Origin of the sequence: Paraburkholderia flava (assembly GCF_004359985.1) — a bacterium.
Taxonomy (GTDB): Bacteria; Pseudomonadota; Gammaproteobacteria; order Burkholderiales; family Burkholderiaceae; genus Paraburkholderia; species Paraburkholderia flava.
Genome location: NZ_SMRO01000002.1, coordinates 2,363,515 through 2,378,912, shown reverse-complemented (window position 1 = coordinate 2,378,912; position 15,398 = coordinate 2,363,515). Strand labels below are relative to the sequence as shown.

The window sequence follows — 15,398 nt, the reverse complement described above, 5'->3', positions numbered from 1 at the left end:
GGGCAGCGACAGGCCCGACGACGTGAAGCAGACAACGATGTGATGTGACTGAGGAGTGGTTCGATGAACACAGTGAATCGAGGGTCCCGTTTTATCCACTGGTCGATGGCGCTGGCCGCGTCGGCGATGCTGCTCGCCGGTTGCGGGTCGATCCGTCAGACGGCCGCACCGTCGCTTGCCGCGAACGATGCAGTCGCGATCGCGCCGATCGCGAACTTCACCGAAACGCCGGCGGCCGGCGGCAGCGCAGCAGCCATCGCGGCGAACGTGCTGCGCGCAAACGGTCTGACCGACGTGCGGATCGCACCCGTCGAAGGCTCCGGCAACGCGATGTTCGACACCGCGCAGCGCGATACCGGCGAGCGGCGTCTCGCGTGGGCGCGCGAGCAGCACGTGAAGTACGTGCTCGCGGGGGCGGTCGAGGAATGGCGCTACAAGGTCGGCGTCGACGGTGAGCCGGTTGCGGGGCTGACGTTCGAACTGGTCGACGTCGAGTCGGGCAAGGTCGTGTGGAGCGCGGCGGGTACGAAGAGCGGCTGGAGCCGTTCGAGCCTGTCGAGCGTCGCGGGCTCGCTGATCGGCGGGTTGCTTGCGCCGCTTCGTCCGACGCAATCGCGCTCGTGATCCGCACGTCGCGACATCTGACGGGGAGGGCGCCGTGAACCACGCTAACGCATCGTCGACCGGGGCTTCGGCCGGGGTTTCGGCCAAATCGCGCTACGCGAATCCGTTCGGCAATCTCGGCGCGGTGCGCCGCTTTATCGCGCCGGCTGCCGCGCGGCCGATGTCGGTGGTCGAGACAGCGGTGTTCATGCTGATCGTGCTGGCGCTCGCATGGGCGTTCGATCACAACGATCCGCTGCTGCTGCATACGGGGTTTCCGTGGCTGTGGTTCGCTCCGCTGATCGTCGCGCTGCGTTACGGGACGCTGCTCGGACTGCTCGCCGACGCATTCGTGATCGGCGCATGGCTGCTGCATGCTCATGGGCTCTCGCCGGCAGCTGGCGCCGAATGGCCGCTGCTGTTCTTCACCGGTGGCCTGCTGCAAACGATCGTCGCGGGCCATTTCGGTGATACGTGGGGTAGTCGCGCGAGCCGTGCGAACGCGATCAACGATTACCTGAACGACCGGCTCGTCGCGATCACGAACAGCCACTACCTGATGCGGCTGTCGCACGAACGGCTCGAAAAGGATCTGCTGTCGAAGCCGACGACGTTGCGCGATTCGATCACCGAGCTGCGTCGTCTGTCGGTTGCGTATGGGCTTGAAGTACCGCCTGCGGTTGCGCGTAGCGATACGGGCGCTGGCAGTGAAGCGCTGCCCGGCGCGCGCGAACTGCTCGAGTTCGTCGCGCAGGCCTGCCAGATCGAAGTTGCGGCGCTGTATCCGGTGAACGGTACGCGGTTGGCGCGCGAGCCGGTTGCGCGGCTCGGCGATGGTTTCGACTTCGATCCGCGTGACGACCTCGTCACGCGTGCGCTCGAAACGAAAAGCGTCGCGCATCTGAAAACCGACGACGGCGCACCGGTGTCGCCGAACACACGGCTGCTGGTCTGTGCGCCGCTGGTGTCGGCAGACGGCCGGTTGATCGCGATGCTCGCGATCCGTCGCATGCCGTTCCTGTCGCTGAACTTCGACAACCTGCAATTGCTGCTCGTGCTGCTCGGCTATTACGCAGACGGTGTCGAGCATTCGCATCTGGTGCGCGACGTGCTGGCGGCAGTGCCGAACTGCCCGTACGATTTCGCGCTCGATCTCGGGCGCCTCACGCGTCTGCAACGCGAGGTGGGGATTGCATCGTCGCTGGTCGCGCTGGTGTTTCCGCACGACGAGGCCGGCGATTCGTTCTTCGAGCACGTCGTCCGTCGACGCCGCGCGCTCGACCTGATGTGGCCGCTGAAAACACCGACCCAGTCGGTGCTGGTGAACCTGATGCCCGCGACCGATACGACCGGCGTCGACGGTTACCTTGCGCGGATCGAGTCGAGCCTGGCGGCGCAGTTCAGTCTCGATCTCGAGGGGGCGCGGATTGGTGTGCACACTCTGCATCTTGGCAGCCTCGAACCGGGGCTCGCGTTGCAGCGGTTTCTGAAGCGAAGCGGCGTCGATGTCTAGGCCCGCTTCCACGTCCGCTGACGCGACAGTCATGTCGACGCTGTCGATGGCATTGCTCGTGCTCGTTGCGCTCGTCGGCGTCGCGGTCGTGGCCGCGCTGCAATACGTGGTGCTCATGTATTTCGCGCGTGGGCGTGAAGCGTCTATCGATCCCTTCTGGCCCGTGTCGGCAGCAGCAATTGCAGGCGGCGCCGCGCAGGCCGCGCTGTTCCGGCTCGCGCTACCCCTGCGCTATCGCGAGCCTCGCGTATGGACATTCGCAGCGCTATGGCTCGCGTGCACGTTCGTGCCAGTGGGTGGCGGCCTCGTCGTGCTGGCAAGCTGCGCGTGGGCCGCGTGGTGGCCCGCGAAGCGCGACGACGACACGCTCGCCGACGTGCCGGTGCCCGAGTTCGTCACGTACCTGGTGTCGCGCGTGTCGCATGGCGGCGGTGCGCGTCTGCAGGCGCGTCTCGTGAATACCCAGGTGGCCGCGTCCGATCGACTGTCCGCACTGGTCGCAATCCAGAGCATGCCGACGCGCACGACCGGCACGCTGCTGCGCGACCTGCTCGCCGATCCGATCGAGGACGTGCGGCTGATCGCATACGGCACGCTCGACCGCGCGGAGAACGAGATCATGCAGAAGATCTTCCAGACCACGCAGACGCTCGACGAAGCGGACGACGATGCACAACGTCACGCGATCCATCGCCGTCTCGCCGAGCTGCACTTCGAGCTGGTCTATCAGAACCTGGTTCAAGGAGCGGTCTACAGGCACACGCTCGAACAGGCCGACCGCCACGCGCAGGCCGCGCTCGCGATTCATACCGACGATGCCGCGCTGTGGCTCGTGCGCGGCCGTCTCGCGCTGGCGAACGGCGATGCGGACGCGGCCACGCAGTACATGGCGAGCGCGTTCGCGCAGGGCTTTCCGCGCGAGCGCCTGGTGCCGTGGCTCGCCGAAGCCGCGTTCCTGCGCGGCGACTACCGGCGCGTGTCGGAGCTGCTCGCGTCGCTCGGCAACGCGGCCGCGCTGCCCGTTCTCAAACCCGTCGTGCGTTACTGGTCGTCATGAACCCATCCCTGATCCGTCGCGCCGACGATGCCGATGTCTGCCTGCTGCTCGAAGGCACGTTCCCGTACGTGCGCGGCGGCGTGTCGAGCTGGGTCAACGAAATGATCCGCTCGTACCCGCAGATCCGTTTCGCGATCGCGTTCATCGGTAGCCGCGAAGAGGACTATCGCGGTGCCGCGTACGAGCTGCCCGCGAACGTCGTGCATTTCGAAGCGCATTACCTGTACGGCGACACGCCCGCCGACATCGGCACCCGACGCGAAATTCCCGGCGATGCCGCCGCATTCGCGCGATCGGCCGCGTTGCACGACGCATGGCGTGGCCACGGCGATGAAAATCCCGCTGCGCTGATGGCCGACATGGTGCAACTGATCGGCGACGACGGACCACTGAACGAGCGGCAGTTCACTGCGAGCCGCGCGGCGTGGAATTTCATCGTCGATCAGTATCACCGCTACTGCACGGACCCGTCGTTCACCGACTACTTCTGGACCGTGCGGATCATGCACAAGCCGCTGTGGCAGCTCGCGCGGATCGCACGCGCGTTGCCGCCGGCGCGCGTGTATCACACGGTGTCGACCGGTTATGCGGGTTTTCTGGGGGCGCTGCTGCATTACCGGACGGGTCGTCCGCTGCTCGTGTCGGAGCACGGGATCTACACCAAGGAACGCAAGATCGATCTGCTGCAAAGCCAGTGGATTCGCGACAACCGCGGCGCGTTCGAGCGCGACATCTCGAAGATCAGCTATTTCCGTGAGCTGTGGGTGCGTTTCTTCGAAGCGCTCGGCAAGCTCGCGTACGACGCCGCCGACGAAATCGTCGCGCTGTACGAGACCAACCGTCGCCGGCAGATCGCGGACGGCGCGGCGGCGGAGCGCACGCGCAACATTCCGAACGGCGTCGACGTCGACGGGCTCGCGCCGCTGATCGCGCAGCGCGTCGACGGTCCGCGCCGCGTCGTTGCGCTCATCGGCCGGGTCGTGCCGATCAAGGACATCAAGACGTTCATTCGCGCGATCTTCATCGCGTCGCGGACGATGCCGGATCTTGAAGGGTGGATCGTCGGGCCGGAAGAAGAAGATCCAGCCTACGCACAGGAATGCCACGCGCTCGCGCAGAGTCTCGGGCTCGCGGAGAACGTGCGCTTTCTCGGCTTTCAGCGCATCGATGCGATTCTGCCGAAGGTCGACGTGATCGCGCTGACGTCGATCAGCGAAGCGCTGCCGCTCGTCGTGCTGGAAGGCTTTGCGGCCGGCGTGCCGTCGATCACGACCGACGTCGGTTCGTGCCGTCAGTTGATCGAAGGGCTCGACGACGAGGATCGTGCGCTCGGCAGCGCGGGTGCGGTCGTGCCGATCGCGAACCCGGCCGCGTTCGCACAGGCCGTGCTCGACCTGCTTGGCGATGGTCCTCGCTGGCTAGCCGCGCAGCAGGCCGGCATCGCGCGCGTGCGACGCTTCTATACGCGTACTCAAATGATCGACCAGTACCGCACGCTGTACGACGCACTGACCACGGCACCCGACCGTCCGCACGATGCGCGCGGCGCGCGTGGAGCAGGGTGTCCCGTGCATCACGCTTCGAGTACCCCCACGCAGGAGACCCGCTGATGGCCGGCATCGGTTTCGAACTGCGCAAGATCCTCCGGCAGCAGACGCTGTTCGGCGTCGCGCGCGCGTATGCGTACGCGGGGCTGATCAGTTCCGGTCCGCTGATCCTGTCGATCTTCGGCATTCTGATCATCGGTATATTGAGTCTCGCGTTCGTGATTCCGAAGTACGCGATCGTGCAGTTCCAGGTGTCGGTGACTTATCTGATCGCGGGCAGCCTGATCCTGACTGGACCGTTGCAGCTGTCGTTCACGCGCTTCATCTCCGACCGCCTGTTCGAGAAGCGCGAAGACCTCGTACTTTCGAACTACAACGGCATCGTGCTGGTCGCGACTGCGGCATCGGGGCTCGTCGGCTTTATCGCGGTCGCGCTCGGGTTTCGCGGCGAGCCACTGGTGTATCGCGTGCTGATGGTGGCGGGGTTCGTCGTCGTCAGCAACATCTGGATCGCAGTGATCTTCCTGTCGAGCGTCAAGCAGTACCGGCAGATCCTGCTGGTGTTTCTCGTCGGCTATGGCTGCACGGTCGCGTTCGCGCTGCTGCTGAACCGGCACGGGATCGCCGGGTTGCTCGGCGGCTTTGTCGCGGGGCATCTGGTGCTGTACGCAGGGTTGTCGGGGTTGATCTACCGGAACTACAGCAGCGAGCGCTTCATCGCGTTCGATGCGCTCAACCGACGTTTCGCGTACCCGAGCCTCGCGCTCGTCGGGCTGCTGTTCAATCTTGGCGTGTGGCTCGACAAATTCATGTTCTGGTATTCGCCGGGCACCGGCTCGCAGGTGATCGGTCCGCTGCATGCGTCCGTGATCTACGATATCCCGGTGTTTATCGCGTATGTGTGCGTGATGCCGGGCATGGCAACGTTCCTCGTACGGATCGAGGCGGATTTTGTCGAGTATTACGATGCGTTCTTCGAAGCGGTGCGCAGCGGCGCGACGCTGCATCACATCAACGAGATGCGCGACATGATGGTCGGCAGCGTGCGGGCAGGGTTGTACGAGATCGTCAAGGTGCAGGCGGTCGTGCTGCTGCTGATCGTCGCGTTCGGTCACTGGCTGCTCGAAGCGCTGCATATCTCGACGCTGTATCTGCCGCTGCTGCTCGTCGACGTGATCGCTGCGAGCCTGCAGGTGCTGCTGCTGGGTTTGATGAACGTATTCTTCTATCTCGACTCGCGCCGTTCGGTGGTCGCGTTGAGCGCCGGGTTCGTCGTGCTGAATGGGTTGCTGACCGGCATCACGCTGTGGATGACGCCCGACGCGTACGGCTACGGCTTCGCGCTCGCGCTGCTGATCCTCGACGTCGCGGCGGTGCTGCTGCTCGACCGCAAGTTCAGCCGGCTCGAGTATGAAACCTATATGCTGCGCCAGTGAGGTGAACCGTTGCTGTCCGTCTTCCGATTCCATTCTTTACGCCGGTCGACCATGGTCTCTGTTGTCGTCGCTTTAGCCGTGCTCGCGGTGGCTGTGCTGTGCCTGCTGTGGGCACGCACTGCGCGCGCAGATGAACCCGTAGCGTGCGGTCGCGATGCGGCGGGGCACCTGCAATCGGTGGCGTTGTTCTATGGCGAGAACGTGCCCGTCGAACAGCTGGCGAAGTTCGGCACGGTCGTCGTCGAACCGGACAGTGGTTTCGATCCGCGTACGCAGCGTGCGCCGTGTCCCGCGTGGTACGCGTACGTGAGCGTCGGCGAAGTGACGCACGCACGCAGTTACGCGCGCGCGATGCCGAAGCAATGGCTGCTCGGACGCAATACGACCTGGGCATCGACGGTGGTCGATCAGACCGCGCCCGGCTGGCCCGCGTTCTTCGTCGACAAGGTAATCGGGCCGCTGTGGGCGCGCGGTTATCGTGGCTTCTTTTTCGATACGCTGGACTCGTACCAGCTCGTTGCAAAAACCGATGCGGCGCGCGCGAAGCAGGAAGCCGGGCTCGTCACGGTGATCCGCGCAGTGAAGGCGCGCTATCCGCAGGCGCAACTGATCCTGAATCGCGGTTTCGAAATCCTGCCGCAGGTGCATGACGACGTGGCCGCGGTCGCGTTCGAATCGCTGTTCGGCAACTGGGATCAGCGTAACCAGCGCTACGATGCCGTACCGGCGAACGATCGCGACTGGCTGCTCGCGCAGGCGAAGACGATCCGCGAACGCTACGCACTGCCGGTGATTTCGATCGACTACTGCGCGCCGGACGATGCTGCATGCCGTCGTACGATCGTCGAGAAAATTCGCGCGGCGGGGCTGATTCCTTATGTGACCGATGGGGCGCTGCGCACGGTTGGCGCGGGGGCGGACGCGGCAGACAGCGCGAGTCAGCAGACGTCCCCTTGAACCGGTAGATGAACGGTAACGGCGGCATCGAAAACTAAGGCGCGATGCACCTCTCGCGCGGCAAGTTCGCGTCGCTCAATGTACGCAACTGCAATATCGGCGACCCGGGAGCGTTGGCGCTCGCCCGCAATCCGAACATCAAGCGTCTCAATCTGTGCGGCAATCCACTCCGTCCGGGTTGCGTCGCGATGCTGGAGCAAATGCGGTCTCGCTTCGACGAACTCGTGTTGCCGCACGCGTGAGCGGGACGGTACGCCGCAACACGTGTCTTGAGCCGATCAATCCGCCGCTTTCTCCGACATGAAATCGAACAGCTTGGTCGCCTCCGGCGTCAGCTCGCGGCCGGATTTCGCACCGATCCATAGCGTGCGGATGCCCCACGGGTCGGTGAGTGGCACCGCGCGCAGACCCGCCGCGAGAATCTCGCGACGCACTGCGGCCTCGGGCAGCACGCCGATGCCGAGACCCGCTTCGATCATCCGGCAGATACCGTCGAAACTGCTCACCTGGACGCGCAGACGCAACGTGCGCTCGGCCGCGATCGCGGCATCGAGCATCCGCAGCAGCAGCGAACTGCCCGCCGTTAGACCGACGTAGTCGTAGTCGAGCGTATCGGTGAAGGCGACTGCTTCGGCGTCCGCGAGCGGGTGATCGGGCGGCACCAGCAACACGAGCTGGTCGCGGTGATACACGCGTTTGTCGATCAGCGGAGCGGGCACGTTGTCCGCGAAGATGCCGAGATCGGTGCGGCCGTCGCCGAGCGCTTCGACGATATCGCCGCTCAGCTTCTCCGCGAGCGTCAGACGGATGCCGGGATGCGCAGCGAGAAAACGCTGCAGATCGACCGGCAGGAACTGCACGATCGCCGACGTATTCGCCCAGATCCGCACGTGACCGCGCACGCCAACCGCATAGTCGGACATCTCGCCGGCCATCCGGTTCACCTGGTCGAGCACCTGCGTCGCGTGTGCGAGTAGCCCCTTGCCGGCGGGCGTCAATTCCACGCCGCGCGGCTGCCGGACGAGCAGCGCGCAATCGGTCGCGCGTTCGAGATCGGCGATTCGCTTGCTGACTGCGGACAGCGTCATGTGACTGCGCTCCGCTGCCTTCGTGAGGCTGCCGGACTCGGCGACCATCAGGAAGACGCGCAGCGAGTGGAGATCGAAGTGTGTCGGATTGACCATGGGGCGCAACGCTCGCTCGGCTGAAGCGGCGATTTTACGGCGTTACGCGGATGGGGGTTGTGGAGTGCGCCTTGTGAGCCTGGCCGCTGTCATCGCAACTGCGTCACCGCGACAAACAGCACCATCCCGCCGATCGCCCCATCGAGCACGCGCCACGCGCCCGCTCGCCGGAACAGCGGCGCGAGCAGTCGAGCGCCGTAGCCGAGGCCGATGAACCACACCGCGCTGACCGCCATTGCGCCAATCGCGAACGCGGCGCGCTCGTCGAGTGGTTCGCGTGCGCCCGCCGTGCCGATCAACAGGAACGTGTCGAGGTAGACGTGCGGGTTGAGCCAGGTCAGCGCGAGTGTCGTCAGCACGATCGGCATTGCGCGTTGATGCGATGCGTGTTGCGGCGCGACGCCGTCGGATGCCTCGACGTGCAGGCCAGTCTGACGTGGCCGCCACGCGCGACGCAACGCGCTCAAACCGAACCACGCAAGGTACGCGAGCCCGACGTACAGCAGCGCGCGCACGAACGTCGGATAGCGCTCCATCAGCGCCGATGCACCGCCGACCCCCGCCGCGATCAGCGCAAAGTCGGACAGCATGCATAGCAGAACGATCTTGCCGACGTGCGAGCGCATGATGCCCTGCCGCAGAACGAGCGCGTTCTGCGCACCGATGGTGACGATCAGCGACGCGCACAGCGCCGCACCGTGAGAGAAAGCGAGCCAGGACATACGTAATCCAGTAAGACGTGGGACCAGAGTCGCGTGCCAAAGCATGGACTGCGATCGATCGAAGAGGGGACTCGCCGCAGTCTGCTGGATCGATGATAATAAGAGAAGCTAATTCGACTAACGCCGATTAAGGAACGCTAATGCTCGACTATGCCTTGCTCGACGCGCTCGCGGCCGTCGTGCGATACGGGTCGTTCGATCGCGCGGCGAGCGCGCTGAACGTCACGCCGTCGGCGGTGTCGCAGCGCGTGAAGCTGCTGGAGGAGCGCGTCGGCAGCGTGCTCGTGAAGCGCGGTCAGCCGTGTATCGCGACGGCGTCCGGCGCGCTGCTGTGCCGTCATACCGAACGCGTGCAACTGCTCGAAGCGGAACTCACGGGCCGGCTGCCTGCATTGCCCGGCATTCAGGCAAGCGCGTGGCCGACGCTGCGCATCGCAGTGAACGACGACAGCGTCGGGACGTGGTTTCTCGATGCAGTGGCCGACTTCTGCGTCGAACGCTCCACGTTGCTCGATCTCGTGCTCGACGATCAGGACCACACCGCGCAGCGCATCCGCGACGGCAGCGTGCAGGGCGCGGTGACGACGCAGGCCGAGCCGATCCAGGGGTGCCGGTCGGTGCGGCTCGGCCGGATGCGCTATCGCGCGGTGTGCTCGCCGTCGTTTTACGAACGCCATTTCGCGGACGGCGTGACACGCGAAGCGCTGCGCGGCGCGCCGTCGATCGTTTTCAATCCGAAGGATCAACTGCAGAAGCGTTTCGTGCGCCGTATCACGCGCGCGGAACTCGATCCGCCGGTGCACTGGATTCCGCACGTCGCGGGTTTTCTGCGCGCGTGCGTGACGGGGCTGGGCTGGGGCATGTGTCCGGAGCGGATGATCGCGCCGCATTTCGCGACCAGCGAACTCGTCGACATGGGGCCGGGCCGCCCCATCGACGTCGATCTGTACTGGCAGAGCTGGCGGCTGTCGATCGGCTGGCTCGACGATTTCGGCGCGATGCTGCGCACGCGGGCGGCGGATTTTCTCGATTGATTCTCGATTGATGCACGCCGCCATTCGATCGCCAGCTCACACCTGACCGACACCCCCATCGGCCATCAGGTCCGAACCCGTCACGTACGAACTCTGGTCGGACGCGAGAAAGAGGGCAGCGCTGGCCATTTCGTCGGCGCGGGCGAGCCGGTTCATCGGCACCATGCTCCGGTAAAAGTTCACCAGATCTTCGCGTGTGGCCGACTGCGAATCGAGGATCGGCGTATCGGTGACGCCGGGGCTCAGCAGGTTGACGCGAATACCGCGATCCTTGAATTCCGCCGCCCACGTGCGCGCATACGAACGCAGCGCCGCCTTGGTCGCCGCGTACGCGGTGTGGCCGGGAATACCCATCAGGTGCATCGCCGAAGAGACGAGGATGATCGATCCGCTGCCCTTCATCATCGGCAGCAGTTTCTGCACGAGGAAAACGGGACCGCGGGCCATCAGGTTGAATGCCTTGTCGAAATGCTCGGGTGTGAGCGTGTCGATCGGAGCCTGCTCGGTATAGCCTGCGTTCGACACGACGATGTCGACGGTACCCTTCTGTTCCCTGACGGTCGCGGCGACACGATCGAGGTCATCGAGATTCGCCGCATCGGCCTGAATTGCGGTGACGTTGCGGCCGATCAGTGCGACCGCTTCGTCGAGCTGCGCCTGCCGGCGACCGAAGATAAAAACGTGAGCCCCTTCGGCGACGAAGCGTTGAGCGATCGCGAGACCGATACCGGTGGTGCCGCCGCTGATGACGGCGTTTTTGCCTGCGAGGGTGGACATGAAAACCTTCTGTCTGTTCGTGATTGACAGAAGCATGGTAGTTGCCGCTTTCGGGAATGATAATCGGCTAATCTTGCATAGGCTCTATTCTCGAGAGGAATTGGTCGTGGATCGGTTTCACGAATTGAACGCCTTCATCGCGGTCGTCGAAGCGGGCGGTTTTTCCGCTGCCGCGCGTCGCACCGGCGAGTCGCAATCGGCTATCAGCAAAGCCATCGTCGCGCTGGAGAAACGTCTCGGCGTGGTGCTGTTCAATCGCAGCACGCGCAGCGTCACGCTGACAGATCAGGGACAACGCTACTACGACCGGACGAAGCCGCTGGTCGATGAAATGGACGAGGCCGACACCGAGCTGTCGAGCAGCACGTTCGAGGTCTCGGGCCTGATCCGGATCGCTGCGTCGTCGACGTTTGGCCGCCTTCATGTGCTGCCGCTGATCCCCGAATTGTTGTCGTCGAATCCGGGCCTTCAGGTCGATCTGGTGCTATCGGATTTCGTGCGGGACATGACCGAAGACCGGATCGATCTGGCGATCCGGGTGGGCACCGTCGACGAACTCGATACGGTCGTCAGGCGCGTGGCCGGCACGCCGCTCGTCTGCGTCGGATCGCGTCGCTATTTCGAACAACACGGCATGCCCAAAACGCCCGCCGATCTCGTCGATCACAACTGTCTGTTGTACGGCGGGTTGATGGAGTCGGCGGACTGGCCGTTCGTCGGCCCCGAAGGCCGGTTCAGTGTGACCGTGAGTGGAAATCTGTCGTCCAACTCGGTCGAAACGATACGTGCGGGTGTACTGGCGGGCGTTGGGATCGGCCTGTTCGCGAAGGTCTCGCTGGCCGACGAACTCCGGCATCCGGACGTGCTCACGATCCTCGACGCGTTCATCGACGACGTCAGGGACGTGAGCATTGTGTGGCCGAAGCGCCGGTTCGTACCGGCACGTGTGCGTCGCGTCACCGAGTTTTTTGCGGCGGCGCTTCCGCTGCGGATTTAAGCGGGCATCTGCGCGAGTGGTGCAGTTATCGCAGCTGCGATTACTGCGCCTGATTCGCCGACTCCGCCGCAGGCGTCGGCGCAGCCTTCTCTTCCGTATCTGTACTGGCAGAGCTGGCGGCTGTCGATCGGTTAGCTCGACGATTTCGGCAGCAATGCTGCACACGCGGGCGGCGGATTTTCTCGATTGATTACATCGATTGAAGGACAACGCCCGGTGTCCGTCGCGTCGACCGGTCTACGTCTGCGCGTGACCCACGCAAAACAGCGCAATCGGAGCGAGGTCGGCGGGCAGTTTCAATACGGTCTTCATTCGATCGTCATCGAAGCCCATCACCACGACCGCGCCTAAAGCTTCCGCCGTAACCGCCAGATACATGTTCTGCGTGCACGCACCCGCTTCGAAATCCACATAGCGGACACCACGCTTTCCATCGGGCTGCTGCTCGGCGAAATGACGGATCGCCGTATCGATGCGGGCGGCAACCACCACGACGGCCGGTGCCTCTTCCAGAAAGCTGTCGCCGGCCAGCGACGCCGACAGCAACGCTCCATGTGCTGGCGTGTCGCCCACCTTATGCAGTCTCCCTTCATCGACTGCATAGGCATACATGCCACGTTCAAGTCCTTCGACTCGGACAGCGACAAGGAAGAGTGCCAACGGATGAAGCGCATGGGCCGAAGGTGCTGTGCGCTTTCCGTCGACGGAAGTAATGCGCTGGGCGGCGGCAAGAATCCTCCTGATCGCGCGGAGGCTGACCTCTTCCTGGGTATAGGATCTGACGCTACGTCTGCCGGAAAGAAGGTTCTCCAGTTCACCCGTGGCAGTGTTACCGCCTGTTGTCGAATTCACGTGAACTCCTGGTTTGCGCAAAGGCGATGCACTCGTCGATCCGATTACCTGTTATTCGCTAATGCACCTGATTCGCCGACTCCGCCGCAGGCGTCGGCGCAGCCTTCTCCTCCGCGCTGGCTGCATCGCGCGTCTCGGGCATCGCGAGCCACACCAGCAACACTGCGAGCGCACCCGCAGCCGCGAGGCCGAAGAAGCTGATCGCGTTGCCGAAGTGATCGGCGACGAAGCCCGCCGCCGTCGTACTGAGCGTCGCGCCAATGCCTGCCGCGAGGCCGAACAACCCGATGCACAGGTTATAGCGTCCCTTGCCGCCTGCGACGTCGGCTGCGATCAGCGGCAGCATCACGCCGAACACCGCCGCGCTGATCCCGTCGAGCATCTGCACCGGCACCAGCAGGTACGGGCTGCTGACGCCCGCGAACAGCAGCGCGCGCACCGGCAGCGCGGAGAAGCCGATCAGCAGGATCGGCCGGCGTCCCCAGCGCTGCGACGTGCGTCCGACCCACGGCGACAGCATCGCGACGATCGCCTGCGGCACGATGATGCACGCGGCGATCACGAGCTGCACGTTGTCGCCCATGCCCGCGGTGACTTCGCCGGCCGCGAGGTTCAGCATCGCCGCGTTCGACAGATGGAACAGCACGATGCACGCGGCGAAGGTCAGCATCCGACGATCGCGCAGCAGTTCGAACAGCGTCTCGCGTTCGCCGAGCATGTTGGCATCCGCCTTCGGCTGGATCTTCGGCTTCGCGGGTGTCGACGTGTACTCGCTCTGGATCATCGCGAGCGCGACGAGCGCGGGCAACGCGAGCCCGGCGGTGAGCCAGAACACCGCGCGCGCCGAGAAGTATTCGCCGAACAGGCCCATCAGTCCGGCCGCAACCGCGCTGCCGATCGATGCCCAGCGCGCGTTGCGGCCGAGCCGGTCGCCGAGATCCTGGCGGCCGACGAGCGCGAACGAGATCGCCGCCATCGCTGGCACGAGCATGCAACTCGCGAAGCCGTGGAAGACTTCGGCGGCGATCACCGGCAGCACCGTCGGACTGGTGGCGAGCAGCACCGCGCTCAGAATGATCGCGACGATCGCCCACGCGGCCGCGCCTTTCTTGTTCCTCAGCGCGTCGACGGCGGCGCCGCCCGGCACCTGGCTCACCATCGCGCTGATCGTGCCGACCGACAGCACCATGCCGATCTCGCCCTGGGTCCACTTGTGGGACGCGAGGTACGACGCGATGAAGGGGCCGAAGCCGGTCTGTACGTTGGCGACGAAAAAGTTGAGCCAGTCGAGGGAGCGAAGGCTGCGTGCGTTGACCATCAGGCGGCTCGTCATCGCGTGGCCTTCGCCGGCGAGGCGGCGGGCGTGGCCGACCCGGTGGCGGGTTGCGTGGCGGATGCAGCGGCCGGCGCAGGCGCGGCCGTGACGGGCGAGACGGCCTGGATCGGCTTGTCGGATGCGTACACCGGCGATGCCTTGATCTGCGCTTCGTCGAGATCGAGCAGCGCGTGTACCGCCTTGTTCTTCGTCACGAAGCGCAGCGCCGACCAGTTCGCGGCAATCGTGCGCCGGTCCGTGCTCACCATGCCGCTCACGTCGAGCACCACGGCCTGCGGCTGTGCGCTGCCGTCGATCAGCACGTCGACCACGCGGCCCACTTCGGCGCCGTTCGGTCGCTCGAGCGTCGTGTCGAGCAGCGGCAACTGGCCGGGCGGCGTCGGTACCGGCGTCGCGCCGGTGAGCGGGGCGGCCATCGCGGCGGCGGGCTTCGGACGATCGGCGGGCGGCAGTTTGCCGGGCGGCAGATCGAGCGTGATCGACGCGCCCTTCACGCCGGGCGTGAAGCGGAACACGCTCCACGGGAAGCTCACCTTGCGGTCGCCGATGCCGAGAAAGCCCTGCAGATTGACCACCATGTCGCGCGGCTTGCCGCTCGCGTCGACGATCAGATCGACCGCGCGGCCGATCACCTTGTTGTCGCGGCGCTGCACTTCGCTGTCGAGCAGCGCGCGGATCTGGTTACGTTCGATTGCACGCGTCGTGATGATCGGCGCGGGCGTGGGCGGCGGTGCAGGAGGCGCCGGCGGGGCCGGGGCGGGTTCGGGCTTGCGCGGTCGAACGATCGGGCGCTTCGGTTTCTTCGGTACGTCGTGACCGCTCGTGTCCGGTTGCTCGGGTTCGGCTTCGGACGCGGGCTCCGGTTCGAGTGCGGGCTCGACCGGACTGATGGAGGCGTCGGTGATCAGCGCGGGCTTCTGCTGCGTGGGAAAGAGGCCGCACCCCGACAGCGCGAACGCGACGAGGAAGAGAAGGGCGACAAGAGCCGCATGGGCGGCGGAAACAGGAAGACGCAACGCTGGACGTGAAAAACCGCCGCTCATCAAGAGGTGCTCCATGGCCGCGCGGCGCAACTGCAGCGTCGCGGTATTGATCGATCGATAGCCGGAAGTGTAACCTGCTGGGGTCGATGGACTGCTTCAACGCGTGCCTTGAGCACCATCGTTGCGGTTCTCGTCAGGTCACCCCGACATTTCTTGCGTAGTTCGAAACACCGTCCGCGCACGCTGCAAGCATAGGTGTAAACACCGCCGCGCTGCCGTCTTCCCCCCATGTACCCGTGATATAAGCCCGCCGACATGTCAGGCATGCCGTCCCTGCGATGGGACATATGAACGCGTTCGCCTACTCTTCGTGACGTCAAAAAGACAACGGCGCTTTGCG

15 protein-coding genes are annotated in these 15,398 nt (G+C 65.0%); 9 read left to right on the top strand and 6 right to left on the bottom strand.

The annotated features are described in order from the left end of the window. Positions 1 to 63: 63 nt before the first annotated feature. The 7 genes from E1748_RS22030 to E1748_RS22000 are packed head-to-tail and all read left to right on the top strand — an operon-like array spanning position 64 to position 7,355. A complete protein-coding gene (locus tag E1748_RS22030; protein WP_133649255.1) occupies positions 64 to 624 on the top strand; it encodes a penicillin-binding protein activator LpoB in 561 nt (186 codons plus the stop codon). Between the two features lie 34 nt (positions 625 to 658). Next, entirely contained in the window at positions 659 to 2,116 is a 1,458-nt protein-coding gene (locus E1748_RS22025; RefSeq protein ID WP_133649254.1) for a PelD GGDEF domain-containing protein, read from the top strand. Positions 2,117 to 2,147: 31 nt separating this feature from the next. Next, entirely contained in the window at positions 2,148 to 3,173 is a 1,026-nt protein-coding gene (locus tag E1748_RS22020) for a tetratricopeptide repeat protein (protein ID WP_133649253.1), read from the top strand. Next, positions 3,170 to 4,783 (top strand): GT4 family glycosyltransferase PelF, encoded by a 1,614-nt coding sequence (gene pelF, locus E1748_RS22015; protein ID WP_133649252.1) that lies wholly within the window; start codon positions 3,170 to 3,172, stop codon positions 4,781 to 4,783. Before E1748_RS22020 ends, pelF begins: the two co-directional genes overlap by 4 nt. Continuing rightward, positions 4,783 to 6,156: an exopolysaccharide Pel transporter PelG gene (gene pelG / locus E1748_RS22010; RefSeq protein ID WP_133649251.1), complete on the top strand. Its 1,374-nt coding sequence runs from the start codon at positions 4,783 to 4,785 to the stop codon at positions 6,154 to 6,156. The genes pelF and pelG overlap by 1 nt, the downstream gene beginning before the upstream one ends. Positions 6,157 to 6,207: 51 nt before the next feature. Then, complete coding sequence (locus E1748_RS22005) at positions 6,208 to 7,113, top strand: endo alpha-1,4 polygalactosaminidase (protein WP_133649250.1); 906 nt, start codon at positions 6,208 to 6,210, stop codon at positions 7,111 to 7,113. A gap of 44 nt (positions 7,114 to 7,157) precedes the next feature. After that, the gene (locus E1748_RS22000; protein WP_133649249.1) at positions 7,158 to 7,355 is read left to right on the top strand and encodes a hypothetical protein; all 198 of its coding nucleotides are present in this window, start codon (positions 7,158 to 7,160) and stop codon (positions 7,353 to 7,355) included. A gap of 36 nt (positions 7,356 to 7,391) precedes the next feature. On the opposite strand, the gene E1748_RS21995 is transcribed toward E1748_RS22000, so the two are convergent. Both E1748_RS21995 and E1748_RS21990 read right to left on the bottom strand, forming a co-directional pair. Beyond that, positions 7,392 to 8,297, bottom strand: coding sequence for a LysR family transcriptional regulator (locus E1748_RS21995; RefSeq protein WP_133649248.1), 906 nt, complete (start codon positions 8,295 to 8,297; stop codon positions 7,392 to 7,394). 89 nt (positions 8,298 to 8,386) lie between these two features. Further along, a complete protein-coding gene (locus E1748_RS21990) occupies positions 8,387 to 9,019 on the bottom strand; it encodes a LysE/ArgO family amino acid transporter (protein WP_133649247.1) in 633 nt (210 codons plus the stop codon). 140 nt (positions 9,020 to 9,159) lie between these two features. On the opposite strand from E1748_RS21990, the gene E1748_RS21985 reads away from it, so the two are divergent. Further along, on the top strand, positions 9,160 to 10,053 hold the full coding sequence (locus tag E1748_RS21985) for a LysR family transcriptional regulator ArgP (protein ID WP_133649246.1): 894 nt from the start codon (positions 9,160 to 9,162) through the stop codon (positions 10,051 to 10,053). Between the two features lie 36 nt (positions 10,054 to 10,089). Here the strand turns inward: E1748_RS21985 and E1748_RS21980 are convergent, their stop codons facing one another. Next, entirely contained in the window at positions 10,090 to 10,830 is a 741-nt protein-coding gene (locus tag E1748_RS21980; protein WP_133649245.1) for an SDR family NAD(P)-dependent oxidoreductase, read from the bottom strand. A 106-nt stretch (positions 10,831 to 10,936) separates the two neighbouring features. Between E1748_RS21980 and E1748_RS21975 the strand changes: the two genes are divergently transcribed. Continuing rightward, positions 10,937 to 11,827 (top strand): LysR substrate-binding domain-containing protein, encoded by an 891-nt coding sequence (locus tag E1748_RS21975; protein WP_133649473.1) that lies wholly within the window; start codon positions 10,937 to 10,939, stop codon positions 11,825 to 11,827. Between the two features lie 237 nt (positions 11,828 to 12,064). Here E1748_RS21975 and E1748_RS21970 read toward each other — a convergent pair whose 3' ends face one another. The 3 genes from E1748_RS21970 to E1748_RS21960 are packed head-to-tail and all read right to left on the bottom strand — an operon-like array spanning position 12,065 to position 15,058. Next, positions 12,065 to 12,679 carry a nitroreductase family protein gene (locus tag E1748_RS21970; RefSeq protein WP_133649244.1) on the bottom strand — a complete coding sequence of 205 codons (615 nt, stop codon included), beginning with the start codon at positions 12,677 to 12,679 and terminating at the stop codon, positions 12,065 to 12,067. 58 nt (positions 12,680 to 12,737) lie between these two features. Next, positions 12,738 to 14,012 carry an MFS transporter gene (locus tag E1748_RS21965; RefSeq protein ID WP_133649243.1) on the bottom strand — a complete coding sequence of 425 codons (1,275 nt, stop codon included), beginning with the start codon at positions 14,010 to 14,012 and terminating at the stop codon, positions 12,738 to 12,740. Continuing rightward, positions 14,009 to 15,058 carry a PRC-barrel domain-containing protein gene (locus E1748_RS21960; protein WP_133649242.1) on the bottom strand — a complete coding sequence of 350 codons (1,050 nt, stop codon included), beginning with the start codon at positions 15,056 to 15,058 and terminating at the stop codon, positions 14,009 to 14,011. Before E1748_RS21960 ends, E1748_RS21965 begins: the two co-directional genes overlap by 4 nt. Positions 15,059 to 15,398: the final 340 nt, after the last annotated feature.